A 16,609-nucleotide genomic window follows, 5' to 3' on the forward strand; every position below is an offset into this window, starting at 1 on the left:
CATGTCGACCGACAACGTCGTCACGCCACCGAAGCGGCGCCTGCGCGACCGCCTTCCCGTCGTGCACCAACTGCGCCAGAGCGTCGGCCTCCAGCGCGGCATGCTCATCGCGGGCCTCGTGCTCACGGGCATTTTCGTGCTGGTCGCGATCTTCGCGCCGCTCATCGCCCCATTCGGCTTCGCGCAGTTGCGCGACGCAGCGGGTCCATTCGGCAGCCAGCAGGCGCCGTCGGCCGAACACCTCTTCGGCACGACCGTGGGCGGCTACGACGTGCTCTCCCGCGTGATCTGGGGTGCACAGACCGCGCTGTACGTCATCGTCATCGCGGTGATCCTCTCGATCTTCGCGGGCGTGCTGCTCGGCCTCGTCTCGGGCTACTTCGGCGGCTGGCTCGACCGCGTGCTCGTCGTGGTGTGCGACGCGATCTACGCGTTCCCCTCGCTGCTGCTCGCGATCGTCATGGCGATCGTCATCTCGGGCGGCCAGTCGAATCTGTGGGGCGGCGTCCTCGCCGCGGCGATCTCGATCACGGTCGTGTTCATCCCGCAGTACTTCCGCGTGATCCGTGCCGAGACGGTGCGAATCAAGGCCGAGGCGTACGTCGAGTCGGCCAAGGTGCTCGGCGCCTCGAACGGCCGCGTCATGTTCCGCCACGTGCTGCGCAACGCGACCCGCACTCTGCCGCTCATCTTCACGCTGAACTCCTCCGAGGCGATCTTGACCCTCGCAGGCCTCGGCTTCCTCGGCTTCGGCATCGAGCCGACGGCGGCGGCCGAGTGGGGCTACGACCTCAACAAGGCCCTCTCGGACGTCTCGAGCGGCATCTGGTGGACGGCGCTCTATCCGGGCATCGCGATCGTGCTCGTGGTGCTCGGCATCACGCTCGTCGGCGAGAGCCTGAACGACCTGGCCGATCCGCGCCTGCGTGGCCGTCGACGCGTTGCACAGGCGTCGGGCGAGGTCGCCGAGACCTCCGTCGTTCCCGGCGGCACGCTCACGGCCGGTCCTGGCGGGCTCTCAGGGCTCGAAGACGGCGAATCATTCGACGAGCACGGAATCGAGGTCCGCTCATGAGCACGGTCGTCAGCATCGAAGGGCTCGGCGTCTCGTTCGCGACCGACGCCGGCGCGGTGAAGGCCGTCGACGACGTCTCGCTCACCGTCCAGCGGGGCGAGGTCCTCGCGATCGTCGGCGAGTCGGGGAGTGGCAAGACCGTGACCGCGAAGACGATCCTCGGGCTCCTGCCAGAGACGGCGACGGCGAGTGGTGCGGTCGTGCTCTCGAACAAGGCCGGCACGGCCGAGCACGACGTGGTCACCCTCTCGAAGAAGCAGCTTCGTGCGGTGAGGGGCACGGATGTCGCGATGGTGTTCCAGGAGCCGTCGTCGGCCCTGAACCCCGTCTACACCGTCGGGTGGCAGATCATCGAGGGCATCCGGGCCCACAACACCAAGGTCTCCAAGAAGGAGGCCAGGGCGAAGGCCATCGAGATCCTCGGTCGGGTCGGCATTCCCGACCCCGAGCACCGCATCGACCACTATCCGCACCAGTTCTCGGGCGGCCAGAAGCAGCGCATCGTGATCGCGATGGCGCTCGTGCTCGATCCGGGTCTGATCGTCGCCGACGAGCCGACCACGGCGCTCGACGTCACGGTGCAGGCCGAGATCCTCGATCTCCTGCGCCGATGCCGCGACGAATTCGGCATGGGCATCGTGCTGATCACGCACAACATGGGTGTGGTCGCCGATCTCGCCGATCGGGTCGCCGTGATGTACCAGGGTCGGGTCGTCGAAGAAGCCGATGCCAAGACGCTCTTCGCATCGCCGCAGGCCGAATACACGAAGGCGCTGCTCGCTGCGGTGCCGTACGTGGGTACCGGCACGGCGAGCGCGATCGACCGAGCCGAGCAGCGTCCGGAGGATTGGGTCGAACAGGCGCCGGTCGTCGAGGCGTCCGGGCTCGAGATCGTCTACCCGGGTCGATTCGGTCGTCCGGGATTCCGAGCCGTCGACGGTGTCGACTTCATCATCCGTCCGGGCGAAGTGCTCGGGCTCGTGGGGGAGTCCGGTTCCGGCAAGACCACGATCGGCCGGGCGATCGCGGGCCTGACCAAGGTGACCGGCGGCTCGCTGCGCGTGCTCGGTCACGAGATGAACGGGTTGCGGGAACGCGAATTCCGTCCGCTACGCAGCCGCATCGGTTTCGTGTTCCAAGACCCGGCATCGAGCTTCAACCCGCTGCTCACGATCGCCGAATGCGTCGCGGAGCCGCTCGTGATCCACGGACGCGCCGCCAACCCGGGGGCGGCCCGTGCACGTGTCGACGAACTCCTCGAGGCGGTGCAACTGCCGCGAGCCTATGGTGACCGGTATCCGCACGAGCTCTCGGGTGGGCAGCGTCAGCGTGCGAGTCTTGCGAGGGCACTCGCGCTCGAACCCGAGCTGCTCATCGCCGATGAGCCGACCTCGGCACTCGACGTCTCGGTGCAGGCGCGTGTGCTCGAGCTCTTCGCGGAACTGCAGCGCGAGTTCGGATTCGCCTCGCTCTTCATCAGCCACGATCTCGCGGTCGTCGACATTCTGGCCGATCGCATCGCGGTGCTGTACCGCGGCTCCCTGGTCGAGGAGGGCACGGGCGCCGAGGTCCTCGGCGCGCCGAGCGATCCGTACACCCAGCGCTTGCTCGCGTCGTTGCCCGTTCCCGATCCGATCGCGCAGGCTGCACGGCGTGAAGAGCTTCGCCGCCTTCGGGAGGCGGTGTGATGCGAAGTGCCGCCCATGGCTTCCCGATCGTGCTGAACGACCTCTCGGTCGAGTATCCGGCGCACGGAGCGAGCCCGGCGTACGTCGCATTGCACGGGCTCACGCTGACCGTGGCGCCCGGGCAGGTGCTGGGCGTGCTCGGCAGCGCCGGCAGCGGCAAGAGCACGCTCGCGAAGGTGCTCTCGGGAGTCGCATTCGACGTGCGATCGACCGAGGGGCGCCCGGTCATCACCGGGGGCGACGCGACCGTGCTCGGGCACTCGCTGCGAGGCATCCCGAAGCGGAAGCTGCCCGAGTTCCGCTTCCACGTCGGGTACCTCCCACAGGATGCCGCCTCGACGCTGCCGGCGGACCGAACCGTCGCGGAGATCATCGCCGAACCCATTCTCGAGCGCGATCGACGCTACAACGCGCGGGCGTTGGCGACCCGCGTCGCAACGATGCTCGACGGCGTGCGGCTCTCGCTCGGCATGCTCGAGAAGTACCCCTATGAGCTATCGGGCGGGCAGCGGCAGCGCGTGGCGTTCGCCCGCGCACTCGTGCTCGGGCCGTCGTTGCTGGTCGCCGACGAACCCACCGCCGGCATCGACCTCACGGTGCGCGACGTGGTGGCGCAGCTGATCGGCGAGCTCCGAGAGGAGCACACCTTCTCTGCCGTGATCATCAGCCATGACCTGCCGGTGCTGCGCGGCACCGCTGATCGGGTCGCAGTGCTCGACCGCGGCGAGCTCGCCGCGACCGGCACGATCGACGAAGTGCTCGACGACCCGCGGCACCCGTACGTGAAAGCACTCGCCGGTGCACTCGATGCCGGTCACGCGGTGATCGACGACCTCGACCTCGGCCCCACGGCATGACGTCGGATGCCGCGGCGCCCGAGCGGCGAGCACGGCACCGGGTCGTCCCAGGGGCTCCTGCTGCCGATGCAGCTGCGCCGACACCCGTGACGGCCGGGGCGATCGCGCTCGTGCCCGAGGCTCAGCCTGCGTTCACCGTCGCCGTGGAGCGAGCCGGCGGCACGGTTGCACCGCTGTCGGCGGCGACGCGCGGACTCGTGTGGACCGCGGCATCCGGCACCGATGAACTCGAGGCGCTCCTCGACGCACATCCGTCCATCTCATGGGTGCAACTGCCGTGGGCGGGCGTCGACGCGTTCGCAACACTCATCGCGAGCGCCGACGGCGACGGGCGCGTCTGGACCAGCGCCAAGGGCGCGTATGCGCAGCCGGTTGCCGAACACGCGTTGATGCTCGTGCTGGCGCTGCTTCGCGAGTTGCCGAGGCGGGTCTCGGCGCGCGCCTGGCAGGCCGACGAAACGGGCCGATCTCTCTACGGGGCGAATGTGGTCATCGTGGGCGCAGGCGGCATCGCGATGGAGCTGCTGCGGCTGCTCGAGCCGTTCGGCGCCCGCACGACCGTGGTTCGCCGCAGCGCGGCACCGGTGCCGGGCGCGATGCGAACCCTGCAGGTCGCGCGGCTCGGCGATGCGCTTGCCGATGCCGACGTCGTGGTGCTCGCGGCGGCGTTGACCGCCGATTCCCACGGTCTGCTCGGCGCTGCCGAGCTGCGGCGGATGCCACGGGGCGCCGTGCTCGTGAACGTCGCGCGCGGCGGGTTGATCGATACGGGAGCGCTCGTCGACGCCCTAGTGTCGGGGCACCTCGGCGGCGCGGGCCTCGATGTGACCGATCCGGAACCGTTGCCGTCGGAGCATCCGCTCTGGAGCGCAGCGAACTGCATCGTGACCCCGCACGTGGCCGATACCGACGAGATGACGGTGCCGCTCTTCGCGGATCGCATCTCGTCGAACGTGCGTGCGTTCCTCGGTGCCGGGGACTTCGAGGGACGGGTCGACCCTGCTGCCGGCTATTGAACGGGACGGCTTCCGCTGTGGTTGTCGAGGCTGTCTCGGATTGGGAGTCGCGCCAACCTTTTGCTAGAGTATCGATGCTGAACAAGCGATCCTCCATAGCTCAATTGGCAGAGCAATCGGCTGTTAACCGGTAGGTTCTTGGTTCGAGTCCAAGTGGGGGAGCAAGAAGCCCTGCATTCATATGAATGCAGGGCTTTTCTGTCGTCAGACGACAGCGAACCGGATTCCGACGGCGAACGCCTCGCGTCAATCGTGGTCGGCTGACGAGAGCACCCATTCGCTCGAGTCGGCGTATGCTGCGCGGAACGCCGCCCCGATCCAATCATTGGAGCGGGTGATCGCATCGGGGCCGATGATGGCGGTGAGCCCACCGTGCTCGAGCAGGTCGACCATGCGCTGGCCGCTGACGATGATTCGGAGCTGCGAACCCTGCCGGGCGAGTTCGAGCGCGTAGCGTCGCAGCACGTCGACCAGGGAGAGGCCGAGATCGTCGACTCCGCGGAGGCGGATGATGACGACCGATCGTTGCGATGTCGGCACGACCGCGGGAAGTTGCCGCTCGAACGTGGGCGCACTGGCGAAGAAAAGGCTGCCGTAGGGCTGCAGGGCGATGACGGAGGCCGGCGGAATCACCGGCACCGGATCGGCCTCGCGTACGCCACCGTCCTCCACGATGAGCTGGCGTACTCGCAGCCGGTTCGACTGCTTCGCGACGAAGAGCACGATTCCGAGAGCGACTCCGATGAGTACGGAGAACTGCAACGGAATGATGAGCGTCAGGGCGAAGGTGATCGCCATGACGCTCGTCTGCAGCGGCCCGGTACGCATCACCGACTCGATGACGCGGGGCTTCACGGCGCCGGCTCCCACGACGATCAGCAATGCGCCGAGCGCCGGCATCGCCACCCAGGCCACGACCCCCGATGCGAACAGGATCGTCGCCGCCATCACCGCGCTGGCGAAGAACAGGGCGAGACGGGTGCGCGCTCCGGCCGTGGCGATCAGCGCGGAGGCCGACATCGACCCGCCGACGGGCATGCCCTGGAATACTCCTGCGACGACGTTGCCGACGCCCTGTCCGACGAAGTCGCGTGACGCGTCGGAGACCCGCCCGTCGGGGTTCGGTATCCCCGAGGAGACGGCCGCTCCCTGCACGAGGCCGACGAACGCGAGCGAGAGCGCCGGCAGAGCGAGGAAGACGAGGTCATCGAGCGTGGGGAGCACCGGTGACGGCAAGCCGCTCGGCACATCGGCGATGTCGGCGACGACAGCAACGGGCGTCCCGAGCCAGAGCGTGAGCAGTGCCGCGAGCACCGATCCTGCGGCGACGGCGATGACGAGCCCCATGGACTTGAGTCTCGTTCGCGTCAACCACACGATGAGGACGAGGGTCGTCCCTCCGACGATCGTCGTCGGTACGTCGAACTGCCGGAAGTGGAACAACAGGTCGAGAGCCTGCGCGATGCGATTGTCGCCCTCACCGGCGGCGCCCGTCAGGTTCGAGAGCTGACCCAGCACGATGTTCACACCGACAGCCGTCACGAATCCGGTCATCACCGCCGTCGGCACGAACCGGAGCAGGCGGCCCCCACGCAGCAGGCCGACTCCGATCATGACGACACCGGTGAGCATTGCGAGGGTGAAGAGCGCGCCCTCCGGGTCGGGGCGCGAGCCGAGGTCAGTGTCGGCCACCACGAGAGACATGGCGCCGGTCGCCTGCACGGCCATGAATGAGCTGCTCGTGAAGAACGCGGCGCCGGCCATGCCGAAGAGGTATGCGTAGAGGCCGGCGATCGGATTGACTCCGGCGAGTACTCCGCTGGCGAGCCCGTCAGGCACGCTTTCGATGCCCAGCACGAGTCCGGCGAGCGCGTCCTTGCCGAGGGTCTTGCGGCGGAAGAGGCCGCGTGCGTTCGCGCGTATCGATCTGAGGAACGTCGCATTTCGGTTGGCCACCTCTCGAAGCTGGCTCATCGAGCCGCTGAGCGCAACGGTTCTCGCCGGAAATCTCCCGCATTCCTCGTTCGGCTCGCGCGCCATGGTCTCGGCGACCTCGACCTCTGTCGTCGGCTGCCCGTAGGATCTTCCGGTGATGTCGACGCCGTAGAGACGGAGCGCACCCAGTGCAGGAGGAGGACCAGTGGCCGAGCGCGCCGATGCCGAGCCCCCGGCCCCCGAACACGCTCGCAACGCGCGGTCGGCCGAGCGATCGGCGGCCATCCGCGACAGTCTCGCTGTCGGCCTCGCCACCGCGGCGTACGGCATCTCCTTCGGTGCACTCGCCGTCGCGGCGGGTCTGGACGTGTGGCAATCCTGCTTCCTCAGCCTCGTGATGTTCACCGGCGGCTCGCAGTTCGCCCTCGTCGGAGTGCTTGCGAGTGGCGGCGTCGCTGCGGGCGGCTCGGCGATCGCCACCGCTGCGATGCTCGGCATCCGAAACGTCGTCTATGGCATGCGCATGAAGCCGATCGTCGACGGCGACGACGGCGGCAGCGCCCGCGGCGTCTGGCGGCGGGTCGCCGCAGCGTGGATCACGATCGACGAGTCGACGGCGGTCGCGCTCGCGCAATCGACCGACCGGGCAGCCCGCGTCGGCTTCTGGGTGACGGGCATCACGATCTTCGTCGGCTGGAACGTCACGACGCTCGCCGGCGCGCTCATCGGCGACGCCCTCGGCGACACGAGGGCGTGGGGTTTGGATGCCGCGGCGGCTGCGGCCTTCCTCGGCCTGCTGTGGCCCCGCCTCAAGCGATTCCAGGCAGGCGCGGTCGCCGTGGCCGCCGCGATCGTCGCGACGCTCGCGACGCCGGTGCTCATGCCCGGACTGCCGGTGCTCGTCGCGGCAGTGGTCGCGGTGATCGTGGGTTGGTTCGATCTCTTCACTCGGAGGAGGGCAGCGTGACCACGTGGCACATCATTCTCATTGCGACGGCGGCGACGCTTGCGCTGAAGCCCGCCGGCCACCTCGTGCCGGCGGGATACCTCGAGCGTGAGCGACCCGCCCGTATCGCCGACCTGCTCACGGTCGCGCTCCTCGCCGCACTCATCGCCGTGCAGACGCTCGGAGCTGGGCAGCAGATCGTCGTCGACGCACGCGTTCCGGCTGTGATCGTCGCCGCCGCCCTCTACGCGTTGAAGGTGCCGTTCATCGTGGTCGTCGCGGTCGCTGCGGCGGTCGCCGCCGGCATCCGTGCGTTCGTGTGAGCAGCGCTCGTTCGCGGCATCCGTCTCGCTGACCCGACTCAGGCCTCGAGGTCGTCGACGCCCGGTGTCCACTGCTCGCCGGGCTTGCCCCAGCCGAGCTTCTTCGTAATCTTCGCAACGATGCGCTGGTCGCGCTCTCCGAGCCGATCGGTGTAGAGCGTGCCCTCGAGATGGTCGTACTCATGCTGGAAGATGCGGGCGAGCCATCCTTCTGCCTCGATCTCGAAGCGCTGGCCGTCGAGGTCTGTCGCTCGCAGGATGGCCCGATCGGCGCGGCGCAGCCCGAAACGCTCGCCGGGAAACGAGAGGCAGCCCTCGGATTCTTCGTCGAGATCGGGCTCGCCGGCGGGAGGCGGCGAGATCCAGAGCTCGGGATTGATCGCGACTCCGCGCCAGCGTCGATCGGCCTCGTCGACCCAGCCGTAGGTGAAGAGACGCAGCCCAACGCCGACCTGCGGACCGGCAAGCCCCACACCGGGTGCGGCATCCATCGTCTCGAACATGTCGTGCACCAGAGTGCGGAGGTCGTCGTCGAACGATTCGACGGGCATTGCAGGGGAGTGGAGTACCGGGTCGCCGGTGATTCGGATGGGGAGGACGGCCATTCGCCAAGGATATCGGGCACCGAACGGGTAGGGTCGATGCGTGGAACCGGACCTGAGCGAGCTCTCTGAACAGATCGCCCTCGACCCCACCCAGTTCATCGGGATCCCGCTCGCCCTGATCGGCGCGGTGTTCCTCTCCTTGGGCGCGCAATTCCAGCACCGGGGTGTGGTCAAGGTCGAGGCCCATACCGTCGACAGCCTGGGCAAGGGGCTGAACGGCAAGCAGTTGGCGCTGCTGCTGGCGCGACCGTCGTGGGTGATCGGAACGGTCATGCTCGCCCTGGCCATCGTGTTCCAGCTCGGAAGCCTCTACTTCGCGCCGATCATCGTCGTACAGCCGCTCGGTGCCATCGCGCTCGTCATCACGTCGATTCTGAATTCGCGCATCAACCACGTGCAGCTCAACAGCAAGTCGATCACGGCCATCGTGATGTGCGTCGGCGGTGTCTTCCTCTTCGTGGGCGTCGCCGCATTCACCGCCGTCGACAAGCCCGTCACCGACCGACAGCTCGTGACGATCCTGATCATCCTCGCCGTGGTGCTCGCACTGGCGGCGGTCGCATTCGGTGTCTTCCGCGAGCGCATCCGCGCCATCTTCTACGTGATCATGGCGGGCGTGCTCTACGGTTTCGTCGCGACGCTCGCGAAGGTGGTGCTCGGCCGCCTGCAGCAGGGCGAGTTCGATTGGCTCACCTGGCTCTGCGTGATCGGCCTGCTCGGTGCCACCGCGCTCGGCGCCTACTTCGTGCAGAACGCCTACGCGTCAGGGCCACCCGACCTCGTGATCGCCGGGCTGACCGTCGTCGACCCGATGGTCGCGGTCGCCATCGGCATTCTCGTGCTCGGCGAGGCGTCGCAGGCTCCGATCTGGGCGATCGGCGTCTTCATCCTGGCTGGGGTGGTCGCGGTATGGGGCGTCTTCCAGCTCGCTCGCAATCACCCGCAGACGCGCCTTTGAGTTGAGCGGATCGCGCGCACCGACATGCCCGTGCAGGGCGCCCCGGAGCGCGTTGCGTAGACTATCCTCGGATGCAGTCCGCGCGCCGATCCGCCTGTCGCGGCGCCCCGACGAGGGCCATCGCCCTCGATCCGATGAAATGGTGAGGAACAACCCCACGTGTCTGACACCCCCGGTGCGAGTCCCTACGCCGGCACCCCCGGTGCGGAGTCCGAACGGCCGCTCACGGTTCTGATCGGCGCCGATACCTTCGCCCCCGACGTGAACGGCGCTGCGCGTTTCGCGGAGCGCCTCGCAGCCGGTCTCGCCGAGCGCGGCCACGACGTGCACGTGATGGCCCCTGCGGCGAACCGCAAGCACGGCACCTGGAACGAGGTGCACGAGGGTCAGGAGATCACCGCACACCGACTGCGGAGCTGGCGCTGGTATCCGCACGACTGGCTGCGGTTCGCGCTGCCGTGGCGCATCAAGCAGAACAGTGCGCGCATCATCGACCAGGTCAAGCCCGACGTCGTGCACTTCCAGTCGCACATCATCACCGGCCGCGGGCTCTCCGTCGAAGCGCAGAAGCGCGGCATCCGCATCGTCGGAACCAACCACTTCATGCCCGAGAACATGCTCGAGTTCACACTGTTGCCCCCGGCATGGCAGGAATGGGCCGTTGGTCTCGCGTGGAAGGCAGCCGGCCGCACCTTCGGTCGCGCGGAGGCCGTGACCACCCCGACGCGCAGGGCGGCCCAGTTCCTCGAGAAGCACACCGGACTCTCGGGTGTGCACGCGATCTCGTGCGGCATCGACGCTCACAAGTACTCGCCCAGCTGGGAGCCGCGCACCGAGAACCGCATTCTCTTCGTCGGACGGGTCACCGGCGAGAAGCAGATCGACGTGCTGCTGCGCGCGCTCAAGCTCCTGCCCGACGATCTCGACGCGAAGATCGAGATCGTCGGCGGCGGCGATCAGAAGAAGAATCTCGAGCATCTGGCTGTCGAGCTCGGCATCGCCGACCGCGTCACCTTCACGGGCTACGTCACCGATGATGAGCTGCGAGAGGCGTATCACCGGGCCTCGGTGCTCGCGATGCCCTCGATCGCCGAGCTGCAGAGCATCGTGACGATGGAGGCCATGGCCTCTGCACTGCCGGTCGTGGCCGCCAATGCGATGGCGCTGCCGCACCTCGTGCACGATGGCGAGAACGGGTACCTGTTCGAGCCGAGCAGCGCGGAAGACCTCGCGGCGAAGCTCCGCATCGTGCTCGAGGCCTCACCCGACGAGTATCGAGCACTCAAGAACGAATCGCTCAGGCTCATCGCCGCGCACGACATCCAGCGCACGATCTCGACATTCGAGAGCCTGTATCGTGGGAGGCCGGTGACCGATCCGGTCACCGATACCGCGCCGGCCGCAACTCCCGAGTGAACCGGTGCGCGGGGCGGTAGCTCAGCTGGTCAGAGCAGTGGACTCATAATCCATCGGTCACGGGTTCAAGTCCCGTCCGCCCTACCACCTCCCGTACGCCCTGCCGCTCACTCGACGAGCGCACCGATCTCTGCCTCGGAGTCGACCGCGACCGGCTCGGCGGGCGTTCGCCGCTCACCGGCCGACCCGCCGATCACCACGCGGTTCGGCGCTGCGTTGAAGCGGAGGCTCAGCGCGTCGGGACGCGAGTAGTGGCCGACCGGGTCAGCAGCGTTCTTGGCCGCGAGGATGGCCGAATAGTCGATCTCGGCGTACAGGATTCCCTCTTCGTCAGGCGGGATCGGCGCGACCAGCGACCGGCCGTCGGGTCCGAAGATCCGGGCATGCCCGCCGCCCAATGCCAAGAGCTGGCGCTTCTCGGGGGTGTCGGCGAAGAGCGCCTGCCCGGCTTCGCCCACGATCCCCGTCGGTGCGAGCACGAACACCTGGCCCTCGACCGCATACTGCTGGGAGGCGGCTGTGTTCACTTCGGGTCCGAGTGCGTAGACCGCTCCCGGGAAGATCGAGAAGCTCGGCCAGGCCGCGACATGCAACTGCTCGTGCTGGCTGTACATCGCGTACTTCGTGAGCGGCTGCAGGTGCTCCCAGCAGCAGAGGCCCCCGATCCGACCGAGTGACGAGTCGACGACCGTGAGGTCGCTTCCGTCACCCTCGCCGAACAGCGTCCGCTCGACGTGGGTCGGCTTCAGCTTCCGCCGCACGCTCCGAACCTCGCCGTCGGTGTCGATGAGCGCCTGTGCCATGTAGAGCGAGCCGCCCGACCGTTCGCTGAAACCGAGCGAGATCGCGATGCCGAGGTCGCGCGCCGCACCGCGGATTCGCTCGAATCGCTCGCTCCCCACCTCGAGGGAGTTCTTCGCGTAACGCACCACGAACTGCGATTGCCACGCCACGCTGTCGAGCCAGAGCTGCCACGGGTAGCCCGGCAGCCAGGTCTCCGGGAAGGCGATGATCGAAGCGCCGGCCTCGGCGGCGTCGGTCGCCAACTCAATCGTCTTGTCGATGCCGGAATCGAGATCGAGCCACGCGGGCTCGGCTTGGACGGCGGCGGCGATGAATCGTTCCTCGTACTCGGGCATGGTTCGCTCCTCGGGATGTTCGGATTGCGGAATGGTGAGGCAACCGTACGAGCGAGCCGGTGTCGCAGGCGCGGCGGGACGCGCACCGGAACCGGCGATTCGCGCACGATTCGTGCCGTGCCGATTCCTGCCTCAGTGTCCTCGGCGTAAGATCCCCTGCATGTCGGCCGTGAGCGTCGTGGGTGTCGATGACTGGGCTGCGGTGTGCAGCCGCAGCTTCGTGCCGCTGCGTGTGAGCAGCGGCGACGATCGTTTCGCAGCGAGTCTCAGCGAGGTGCGACTCACCGACGTGATTCACGTGACGCGGGTGCGCTCGACAGCCTCGGACGTCTTCCGCGATCGCACGATGATCCGCAGCAACCCGCGCGACGACGTGCTGCTGTCCATTCAGGGTCGCGGACGCGGCGTCGTGCATCAGGCCGGCCGGCGGGCGACGATCGCGAGCGGCAGCGCTGCGTTCTACGACGCGAGCACGCCGTACCTGCTCGAGTTCCCGTCAGCGATGTCGGAGATCGTGCTGCAGTTGCCTCGGTCGGCGCTCGCCCTTCCCGACCGCACCATTCCAGAGATCACGGCGCGGCGCGTCGATCCCGGCACGGGCTCGATGGCCGTGCTCACCTCACTGCTCTGCGGTGTCTTCTCGGATATCGGGCGTACGAGCGTGGAGGCGTCGGGTGAGCGACTCGCATCCACGGTCGTCGAGCTGCTTCGCACGACGGTGCGCGCCGGGCTCGGCACGGACTCGTCGGGTCTCCTCGGTCGGGATGCCCTCCGGGCCGCCGTGATGCACTTCATCGAGGCCAACCACATGGATCCGTCGGTCACGCCCGCGGCGATCGCCTCTCGGCATCGGATGTCGCTGCGTCAACTTCAGCTGATTCTCGCCGAGGTGGGGGAGTCGCCGGCTGATCTCCTGCGAAGGCTCCGTCTCGCGCACGGACTGCGGCTCCTGGAAGAGGGTGCCTCCGTCGGGCTCGCGGCCGCGGCGTCCGGATTCGACGACGTCGGCACGTTCACGCGGGCGTTCAAGCGGACCTACGGTCGGCTTCCATCCGACGTGCGGGCCGGTCGACGGCTCGTCGCGACCGCGTGATGGGCGGCTCGCTCGGAGGTCGATCGACCAGGCGACTCGGCCCTGTGAGGTGCACCGACTGCCACACGCTTCGGTATCTCCACGTCGTGACGTGGCCTGGCGATACGCTGCCTGTATGGGGGAGTGGCTGAATTCACTCGAGGTCGATTGTCGGGGTGTGCTCGTCGCCGACAAGTTCGCGACGGGCGTGGTGCTGCAGACGCGCCGACCGATCGCGATCGGAGACGAGATCGAAAGCGAGTGGCCAGGACGACACCGGTGCGCTGGGAGCTCGGAATGAGCAAGGCGGTCGGCGAGCCGAACTCGGAGACCCGCACGACGGATGACGCGTCGACTCGCGCCCCGAGTGGACCCACCCGACAACGGCGGGCGCTCGACGCATTCGCCGTCTTCCTGCTCGCCTCGATCGCCGTGCTCACCGCCTGGTGCGGGTTCCAGTCGTCGAAGTGGGGCGGCGAGATGTCGATCGCTTTCAGCCAGGCGTCGAGTGCGCGGGTGACGGCGACCGACTGGGCGAGCCAGGCCCGGGATGCCCGAACGAACGACCTCACGATCTGGGCGCAGTGGGTGCTCGCCACCGACGGAGGCGATACGCAGCTCGCGGGCTACATCGAGGAGCGCTTCTCGCCGGAGTTCGCGATCGCCTTCGAGGCGTGGACCGCTGATGGGCGAACGGATCGAGGACCCTTCGTGCGCTCCGAGTACGTTCCACCAGGGACGATCGAGGCGGCCGAGTTCAACGAGCGCGCTGACGAACGATTCGAGCAGGCGCTGGCCAACAACCAGCGCGGAGACGACTACTCGTTGCTGACCGTGCTGTTCGCGCTCGTCTTGTTCCTCACCGCGATGTCGCAGCGCGACATGCAGCCCTGGGTACGGCGGGTGCTGCTCGTCGCCGCGGGCGTGTTCGCAGCGCTCGGACTGATCGTGATGCTGACGTTCCCGGTGAAATTCTGACGCGCCCGCGTCGGCCGCCGTTCAGTCGACGAGCTCATCTCGTATCTGCGCTGCGCTGCGCTGCGCTGCGCTAGGCTCGCCCGCATGCCTCGCCTGCCCGTTGAATTCGTCGTGCCGCGGAACACGATCGCCGGCATCCGGCGTTGCGTGGAGTCCATGCCACGAGATGGGAACCGTGAAGTCCGGCTCCACGTCCGCGGCGAGGCGTTGGTCGCCCGCCGTTGGATCAACGGGCACTTCGCCACGGGGCACAGTGTGCTGCGTGCGCATCTGGAGGAAGTACCCGACGGCGTCCTCGTGCGAGGCACGGTCGCCGCGAGTGGACTGGACCTCGTGCTCATCACGATCTGGTTCGCAGCGGCAGCAGGCCTCATCGCGTTGGGTGTCGCGTACCAGACTGCGTGGATCGTCGTCGTCGCGCTCGTACCGCTCGCGTTCGGCGTGATCTTCGCCTCTTGGCTTCCCAGGGCGGTGCGAGACGGTCGCGACGTCCTCCGGCGCGTTCTGATCGCGGATCTCGGCCAGGGGTGCTGAATTGGCCGCGGACCGAGTGTCTCGCCGAGACCGCACCGGGCTTGCGCGATCACGATCTCGATCGTCGTAGGCTCGGTGAATGACCGGTCTCGTTCCGTATCTCAGCTTCGCAGGCACCGCTCGTGAAGCGCTCACCTACTACCACGGCGTGTTCGGCGGTGAGCTCACCCTGCACACGTTCGCTGAGTTCGGCCGCTCCGATGGTGCTCCCGATGCGATCGCCCACGGCATCCTGCACGGGCCGGTCGAGCTGTTCGGCGCCGACGCAGCGGGCGGCGACGCATCGTTCGCCGCGGAGGGCATGCTGTTCTCGCTGCTCGGTACCGCCGATCCGGCGACGCTCGAGGAGTGGTTCAGCGCGCTGGCCGAGGGCGGCGTCGTGATCGATGCTCTTCAGGAGCGCCCGTGGGGCGCTCACGACGGCCAGCTGACCGATCGCTTCGGTCTGACCTGGCTCGTCGGGTACGAGGACTGACGGCACCGACGCTCGACGTCGAGGTCTTCGACGCAGCGGGCTTCGACGTCGCCTGAGACGGCACGGGCGGCACGCGGCCGACGATCGACCTGCGTACCGCCCACGCCTCAGGCGCGCATCACTCCGCCGGGGCGTCGGCCTTCGAGAACTGAGCACCGGCGAGACCCGCGAGGATCGAGCTGACGTCGAGGCCGGTGAGCGACTTCACGACCTCGGTGCCCTCGCCGAGCACCTGTCCGACGGTCTTCGTGATGGCGCTCGCGCCGTCGGTCGAGACGACCGTGAGCGTCTTGATGTTGGAGATCGGCTCGGCGGCCGCGCGAACGATCTCGGGCAGGCGCGAGATGATCTCTTGCGCGAGTGCCGCCTCGCCGTACTTCTTCAGCGCGATGGCCTTCGCGTCGGTCGCTGCTGCCGAGGCGAGACCCTCGGCCTGCACGGCTGCGGCGCGAGCCTCACCGTCGGCCCGGATACCAGCGGCGAGCGCCACCTGGCGGTCGCGCTCGGCCTCACCCGAGAAGCGCACCGCGGTCGCGGACGCCTCGGCGTCTTGCACGGCCGCGACCTTGTTCGCCTCGGCGATCTTGGTGCGCTTGTACGCGTCGGCCTCGGTCGCTGCGTTCGCCGCATCGCGCTGCGCGGTTGCGCGCTGCACTTCGGCGTAGGCCTCGGCCTCGGCCGGCTTGCGAATCTCGATGTCGAGTCGCTCCTGCGTCACGAGCGCCTGCTCCGAGAGCGCGTCGCGTTCCTGCACGGCGACGAGCTTGTCCTGCTCCGCCTTGGCGAGCTGGCCGGATGCTTCGGCCTCGGCGTTCGCACGGTCGGTCTCCGCCTTGATCGTGGCCTGCTTCAGGCTCAGCGCCTTCTGTCGTTCGGCGACCTGCTCGGCTGCTTCGATGCGTGCGAACTCGCTCACGCGGGCCGCCTCGGCCTCGCTCACTTCGGCGACCTGGCGAGCCCGGGCCGCCTCTGCGCGTCCGAGGTTCGCGAGGTACTCGCTCCCGGGCGTCGAGATGTCGGAGATGTTCAGCAGGTCGACCTGCAAGCCCTGCTCGACGAGGTCGGTCTTCGTCTCGGAGACGACACGGTCGGAGAGGCTCTTGCGGTCGGAGATGATCTGCTCGATCGTCATGTCGCCCACGATGGAGCGAAGCGAGCCCTCGAGCGACTCCTTGATGATCTCGGTCAGCAGTTGCTGCTGCGAGAGGAAGCGCTGCGCTGCGCGGCGCACACCGTCTTCGGTGCCGTTGACCTTGAAGTTGATCGAGGCCTTGATCGCGATCTTGATGCGGTTCTTGTCGACGCCTTCGACAGTGATGCCGATCTGTCGCTGCTCGAGCGAGATCGCGAAGCCCTGTTGCAGGATCGGCCAGATGAAGGTGCGGCCGCCGATCACGACGCGCTGGCCCGACGCCTGCTCGGGCGACGTTCGACCTGCGCCGCGGCCGACGATCACGAGGGCTTCGTTCGGAGGCACCCGTCGGATGCGTCGTGCGATGAACGTGAGCAGTGCGAGCAGTGCGATGACGATCGCGACCACGGAGATGATCTGGACCAGTACGGGGGACAGCATCGGGTTCCTTTCGGGGGCG

Annotated in this window: 16 protein-coding genes and 2 tRNA genes; 14 read left to right on the top strand and 4 right to left on the bottom strand. The window is 68.1% G+C overall.

Annotated elements, in window-relative coordinates; genetic code table 11:
- Nucleotide 1: 1 nt before the first annotated feature.
- From AC6CH0_RS12710 to AC6CH0_RS12730, 5 genes are all read left to right on the top strand, one after another.
- Entirely contained in the window at nt 2–1,075 is a 1,074-nt protein-coding gene (locus AC6CH0_RS12710) for an ABC transporter permease (RefSeq protein WP_498101423.1), read from the top strand.
- Nucleotides 1,072–2,763 (top strand): ABC transporter ATP-binding protein, encoded by a 1,692-nt coding sequence (locus tag AC6CH0_RS12715; RefSeq protein ID WP_498101425.1) that lies wholly within the window; start codon nt 1,072–1,074, stop codon nt 2,761–2,763. Before AC6CH0_RS12710 ends, AC6CH0_RS12715 begins: the two co-directional genes overlap by 4 nt.
- Entirely contained in the window at nt 2,763–3,620 is an 858-nt protein-coding gene (locus AC6CH0_RS12720) for an ATP-binding cassette domain-containing protein (protein ID WP_498101427.1), read from the top strand. Before AC6CH0_RS12715 ends, AC6CH0_RS12720 begins: the two co-directional genes overlap by 1 nt.
- Nucleotides 3,617–4,636 (top strand): D-isomer specific 2-hydroxyacid dehydrogenase family protein, encoded by a 1,020-nt coding sequence (locus AC6CH0_RS12725; RefSeq protein WP_498101429.1) that lies wholly within the window; start codon nt 3,617–3,619, stop codon nt 4,634–4,636. Before AC6CH0_RS12720 ends, AC6CH0_RS12725 begins: the two co-directional genes overlap by 4 nt.
- A gap of 89 nt (nt 4,637–4,725) precedes the next feature.
- Nucleotides 4,726–4,798, top strand: a tRNA-Asn gene (locus AC6CH0_RS12730).
- 84 nt (nt 4,799–4,882) lie between these two features.
- Here the strand turns inward: AC6CH0_RS12730 and AC6CH0_RS12735 are convergent.
- Nucleotides 4,883–6,592 (bottom strand): SulP family inorganic anion transporter, encoded by a 1,710-nt coding sequence (locus tag AC6CH0_RS12735; protein WP_498101431.1) that lies wholly within the window; start codon nt 6,590–6,592, stop codon nt 4,883–4,885.
- A 184-nt stretch (nt 6,593–6,776) separates the two neighbouring features.
- Here AC6CH0_RS12735 and AC6CH0_RS12740 point away from each other — a divergent pair, with 184 nt between their 5' ends.
- Together AC6CH0_RS12740 and AC6CH0_RS12745 are read left to right on the top strand one after the other, a co-directional pair.
- Complete coding sequence (locus AC6CH0_RS12740) at nt 6,777–7,538, top strand: AzlC family ABC transporter permease (protein ID WP_498101433.1); 762 nt, start codon at nt 6,777–6,779, stop codon at nt 7,536–7,538.
- Nucleotides 7,535–7,840, top strand: a complete 306-nt coding sequence (locus AC6CH0_RS12745; RefSeq protein ID WP_498101435.1) for an AzlD domain-containing protein — start codon at nt 7,535–7,537, stop codon at nt 7,838–7,840. The genes AC6CH0_RS12740 and AC6CH0_RS12745 overlap by 4 nt, the downstream gene beginning before the upstream one ends.
- A gap of 38 nt (nt 7,841–7,878) precedes the next feature.
- Here the strand turns inward: AC6CH0_RS12745 and def are convergent, their stop codons facing one another.
- Nucleotides 7,879–8,445, bottom strand: coding sequence for a peptide deformylase (gene def, locus AC6CH0_RS12750; protein WP_498101437.1), 567 nt, complete (start codon nt 8,443–8,445; stop codon nt 7,879–7,881).
- 40 nt (nt 8,446–8,485) lie between these two features.
- On the opposite strand from def, the gene AC6CH0_RS12755 reads away from it, so the two are divergent.
- The 3 genes from AC6CH0_RS12755 (at nt 8,486) to AC6CH0_RS12765 (ending at nt 10,906) form a co-directional block, all read left to right on the top strand.
- Nucleotides 8,486–9,403, top strand: coding sequence for a DMT family transporter (locus AC6CH0_RS12755; protein ID WP_498101439.1), 918 nt, complete (start codon nt 8,486–8,488; stop codon nt 9,401–9,403).
- A 159-nt stretch (nt 9,404–9,562) separates the two neighbouring features.
- Nucleotides 9,563–10,819, top strand: a complete 1,257-nt coding sequence (locus tag AC6CH0_RS12760; protein ID WP_498101441.1) for a glycosyltransferase — start codon at nt 9,563–9,565, stop codon at nt 10,817–10,819.
- A 10-nt stretch (nt 10,820–10,829) separates the two neighbouring features.
- Nucleotides 10,830–10,906 (top strand) — tRNA-Ile (locus AC6CH0_RS12765).
- Nucleotides 10,907–10,926: 20 nt separating this feature from the next.
- On the opposite strand, the gene AC6CH0_RS12770 is transcribed toward AC6CH0_RS12765, so the two are convergent.
- Nucleotides 10,927–11,958 (bottom strand): carbon-nitrogen hydrolase family protein, encoded by a 1,032-nt coding sequence (locus tag AC6CH0_RS12770; RefSeq protein ID WP_498101443.1) that lies wholly within the window; start codon nt 11,956–11,958, stop codon nt 10,927–10,929.
- 160 nt (nt 11,959–12,118) lie between these two features.
- On the opposite strand from AC6CH0_RS12770, the gene AC6CH0_RS12775 reads away from it, so the two are divergent.
- The 4 genes from AC6CH0_RS12775 (at nt 12,119) to AC6CH0_RS12790 (ending at nt 15,017) form a co-directional block, all read left to right on the top strand.
- The gene (locus AC6CH0_RS12775; RefSeq protein WP_498101445.1) at nt 12,119–13,051 is read left to right on the top strand and encodes an AraC-like ligand-binding domain-containing protein; all 933 of its coding nucleotides are present in this window, start codon (nt 12,119–12,121) and stop codon (nt 13,049–13,051) included.
- A 276-nt stretch (nt 13,052–13,327) separates the two neighbouring features.
- Nucleotides 13,328–14,008: a hypothetical protein gene (locus AC6CH0_RS12780; RefSeq protein WP_498101447.1), complete on the top strand. Its 681-nt coding sequence runs from the start codon at nt 13,328–13,330 to the stop codon at nt 14,006–14,008.
- A gap of 156 nt (nt 14,009–14,164) precedes the next feature.
- On the top strand, nt 14,165–14,542 hold the full coding sequence (locus AC6CH0_RS12785; RefSeq protein ID WP_498101449.1) for a hypothetical protein: 378 nt from the start codon (nt 14,165–14,167) through the stop codon (nt 14,540–14,542).
- Between the two features lie 79 nt (nt 14,543–14,621).
- On the top strand, nt 14,622–15,017 hold the full coding sequence (locus AC6CH0_RS12790; protein WP_498101451.1) for a VOC family protein: 396 nt from the start codon (nt 14,622–14,624) through the stop codon (nt 15,015–15,017).
- 118 nt (nt 15,018–15,135) lie between these two features.
- Here AC6CH0_RS12790 and AC6CH0_RS12795 read toward each other — a convergent pair whose 3' ends face one another.
- On the bottom strand, nt 15,136–16,590 hold the full coding sequence (locus AC6CH0_RS12795; RefSeq protein ID WP_498101453.1) for a flotillin family protein: 1,455 nt from the start codon (nt 16,588–16,590) through the stop codon (nt 15,136–15,138).
- Between the last annotated feature and the right edge of the window lie 19 nt (nt 16,591–16,609).

The sequence above is a fragment of the Agromyces sp. GQ35 genome (assembly GCF_059758475.1).

Bases quoted from the DNA above. Each gene is read 5' to 3' on its own strand.
- AC6CH0_RS12790 (WP_498101451.1), top strand. From the start codon at position 14,622: ATGACCGGTCTCGTTCCGTATCTCAGCTTCGCAGGCACCGCTCGTGAA.
- AC6CH0_RS12725 (WP_498101429.1), top strand. From the start codon at position 3,617: ATGACGTCGGATGCCGCGGCGCCCGAGCGGCGAGCACGGCACCGGGTC.
- AC6CH0_RS12780 (WP_498101447.1), top strand. From the start codon at position 13,328: ATGAGCAAGGCGGTCGGCGAGCCGAACTCGGAGACCCGCACGACGGAT.
- def (WP_498101437.1), bottom strand. From the start codon at position 8,445: ATGGCCGTCCTCCCCATCCGAATCACCGGCGACCCGGTACTCCACTCC.
- AC6CH0_RS12720 (WP_498101427.1), top strand. From the start codon at position 2,763: ATGCGAAGTGCCGCCCATGGCTTCCCGATCGTGCTGAACGACCTCTCG.
- AC6CH0_RS12710 (WP_498101423.1), top strand. From the start codon at position 2: ATGTCGACCGACAACGTCGTCACGCCACCGAAGCGGCGCCTGCGCGAC.
- AC6CH0_RS12715 (WP_498101425.1), top strand. From the start codon at position 1,072: ATGAGCACGGTCGTCAGCATCGAAGGGCTCGGCGTCTCGTTCGCGACC.
- AC6CH0_RS12770 (WP_498101443.1), bottom strand. From the start codon at position 11,958: ATGCCCGAGTACGAGGAACGATTCATCGCCGCCGCCGTCCAAGCCGAG.
- AC6CH0_RS12775 (WP_498101445.1), top strand. From the start codon at position 12,119: ATGTCGGCCGTGAGCGTCGTGGGTGTCGATGACTGGGCTGCGGTGTGC.
- AC6CH0_RS12795 (WP_498101453.1), bottom strand. From the start codon at position 16,590: ATGCTGTCCCCCGTACTGGTCCAGATCATCTCCGTGGTCGCGATCGTC.
- AC6CH0_RS12785 (WP_498101449.1), top strand. From the start codon at position 14,165: ATGCCACGAGATGGGAACCGTGAAGTCCGGCTCCACGTCCGCGGCGAG.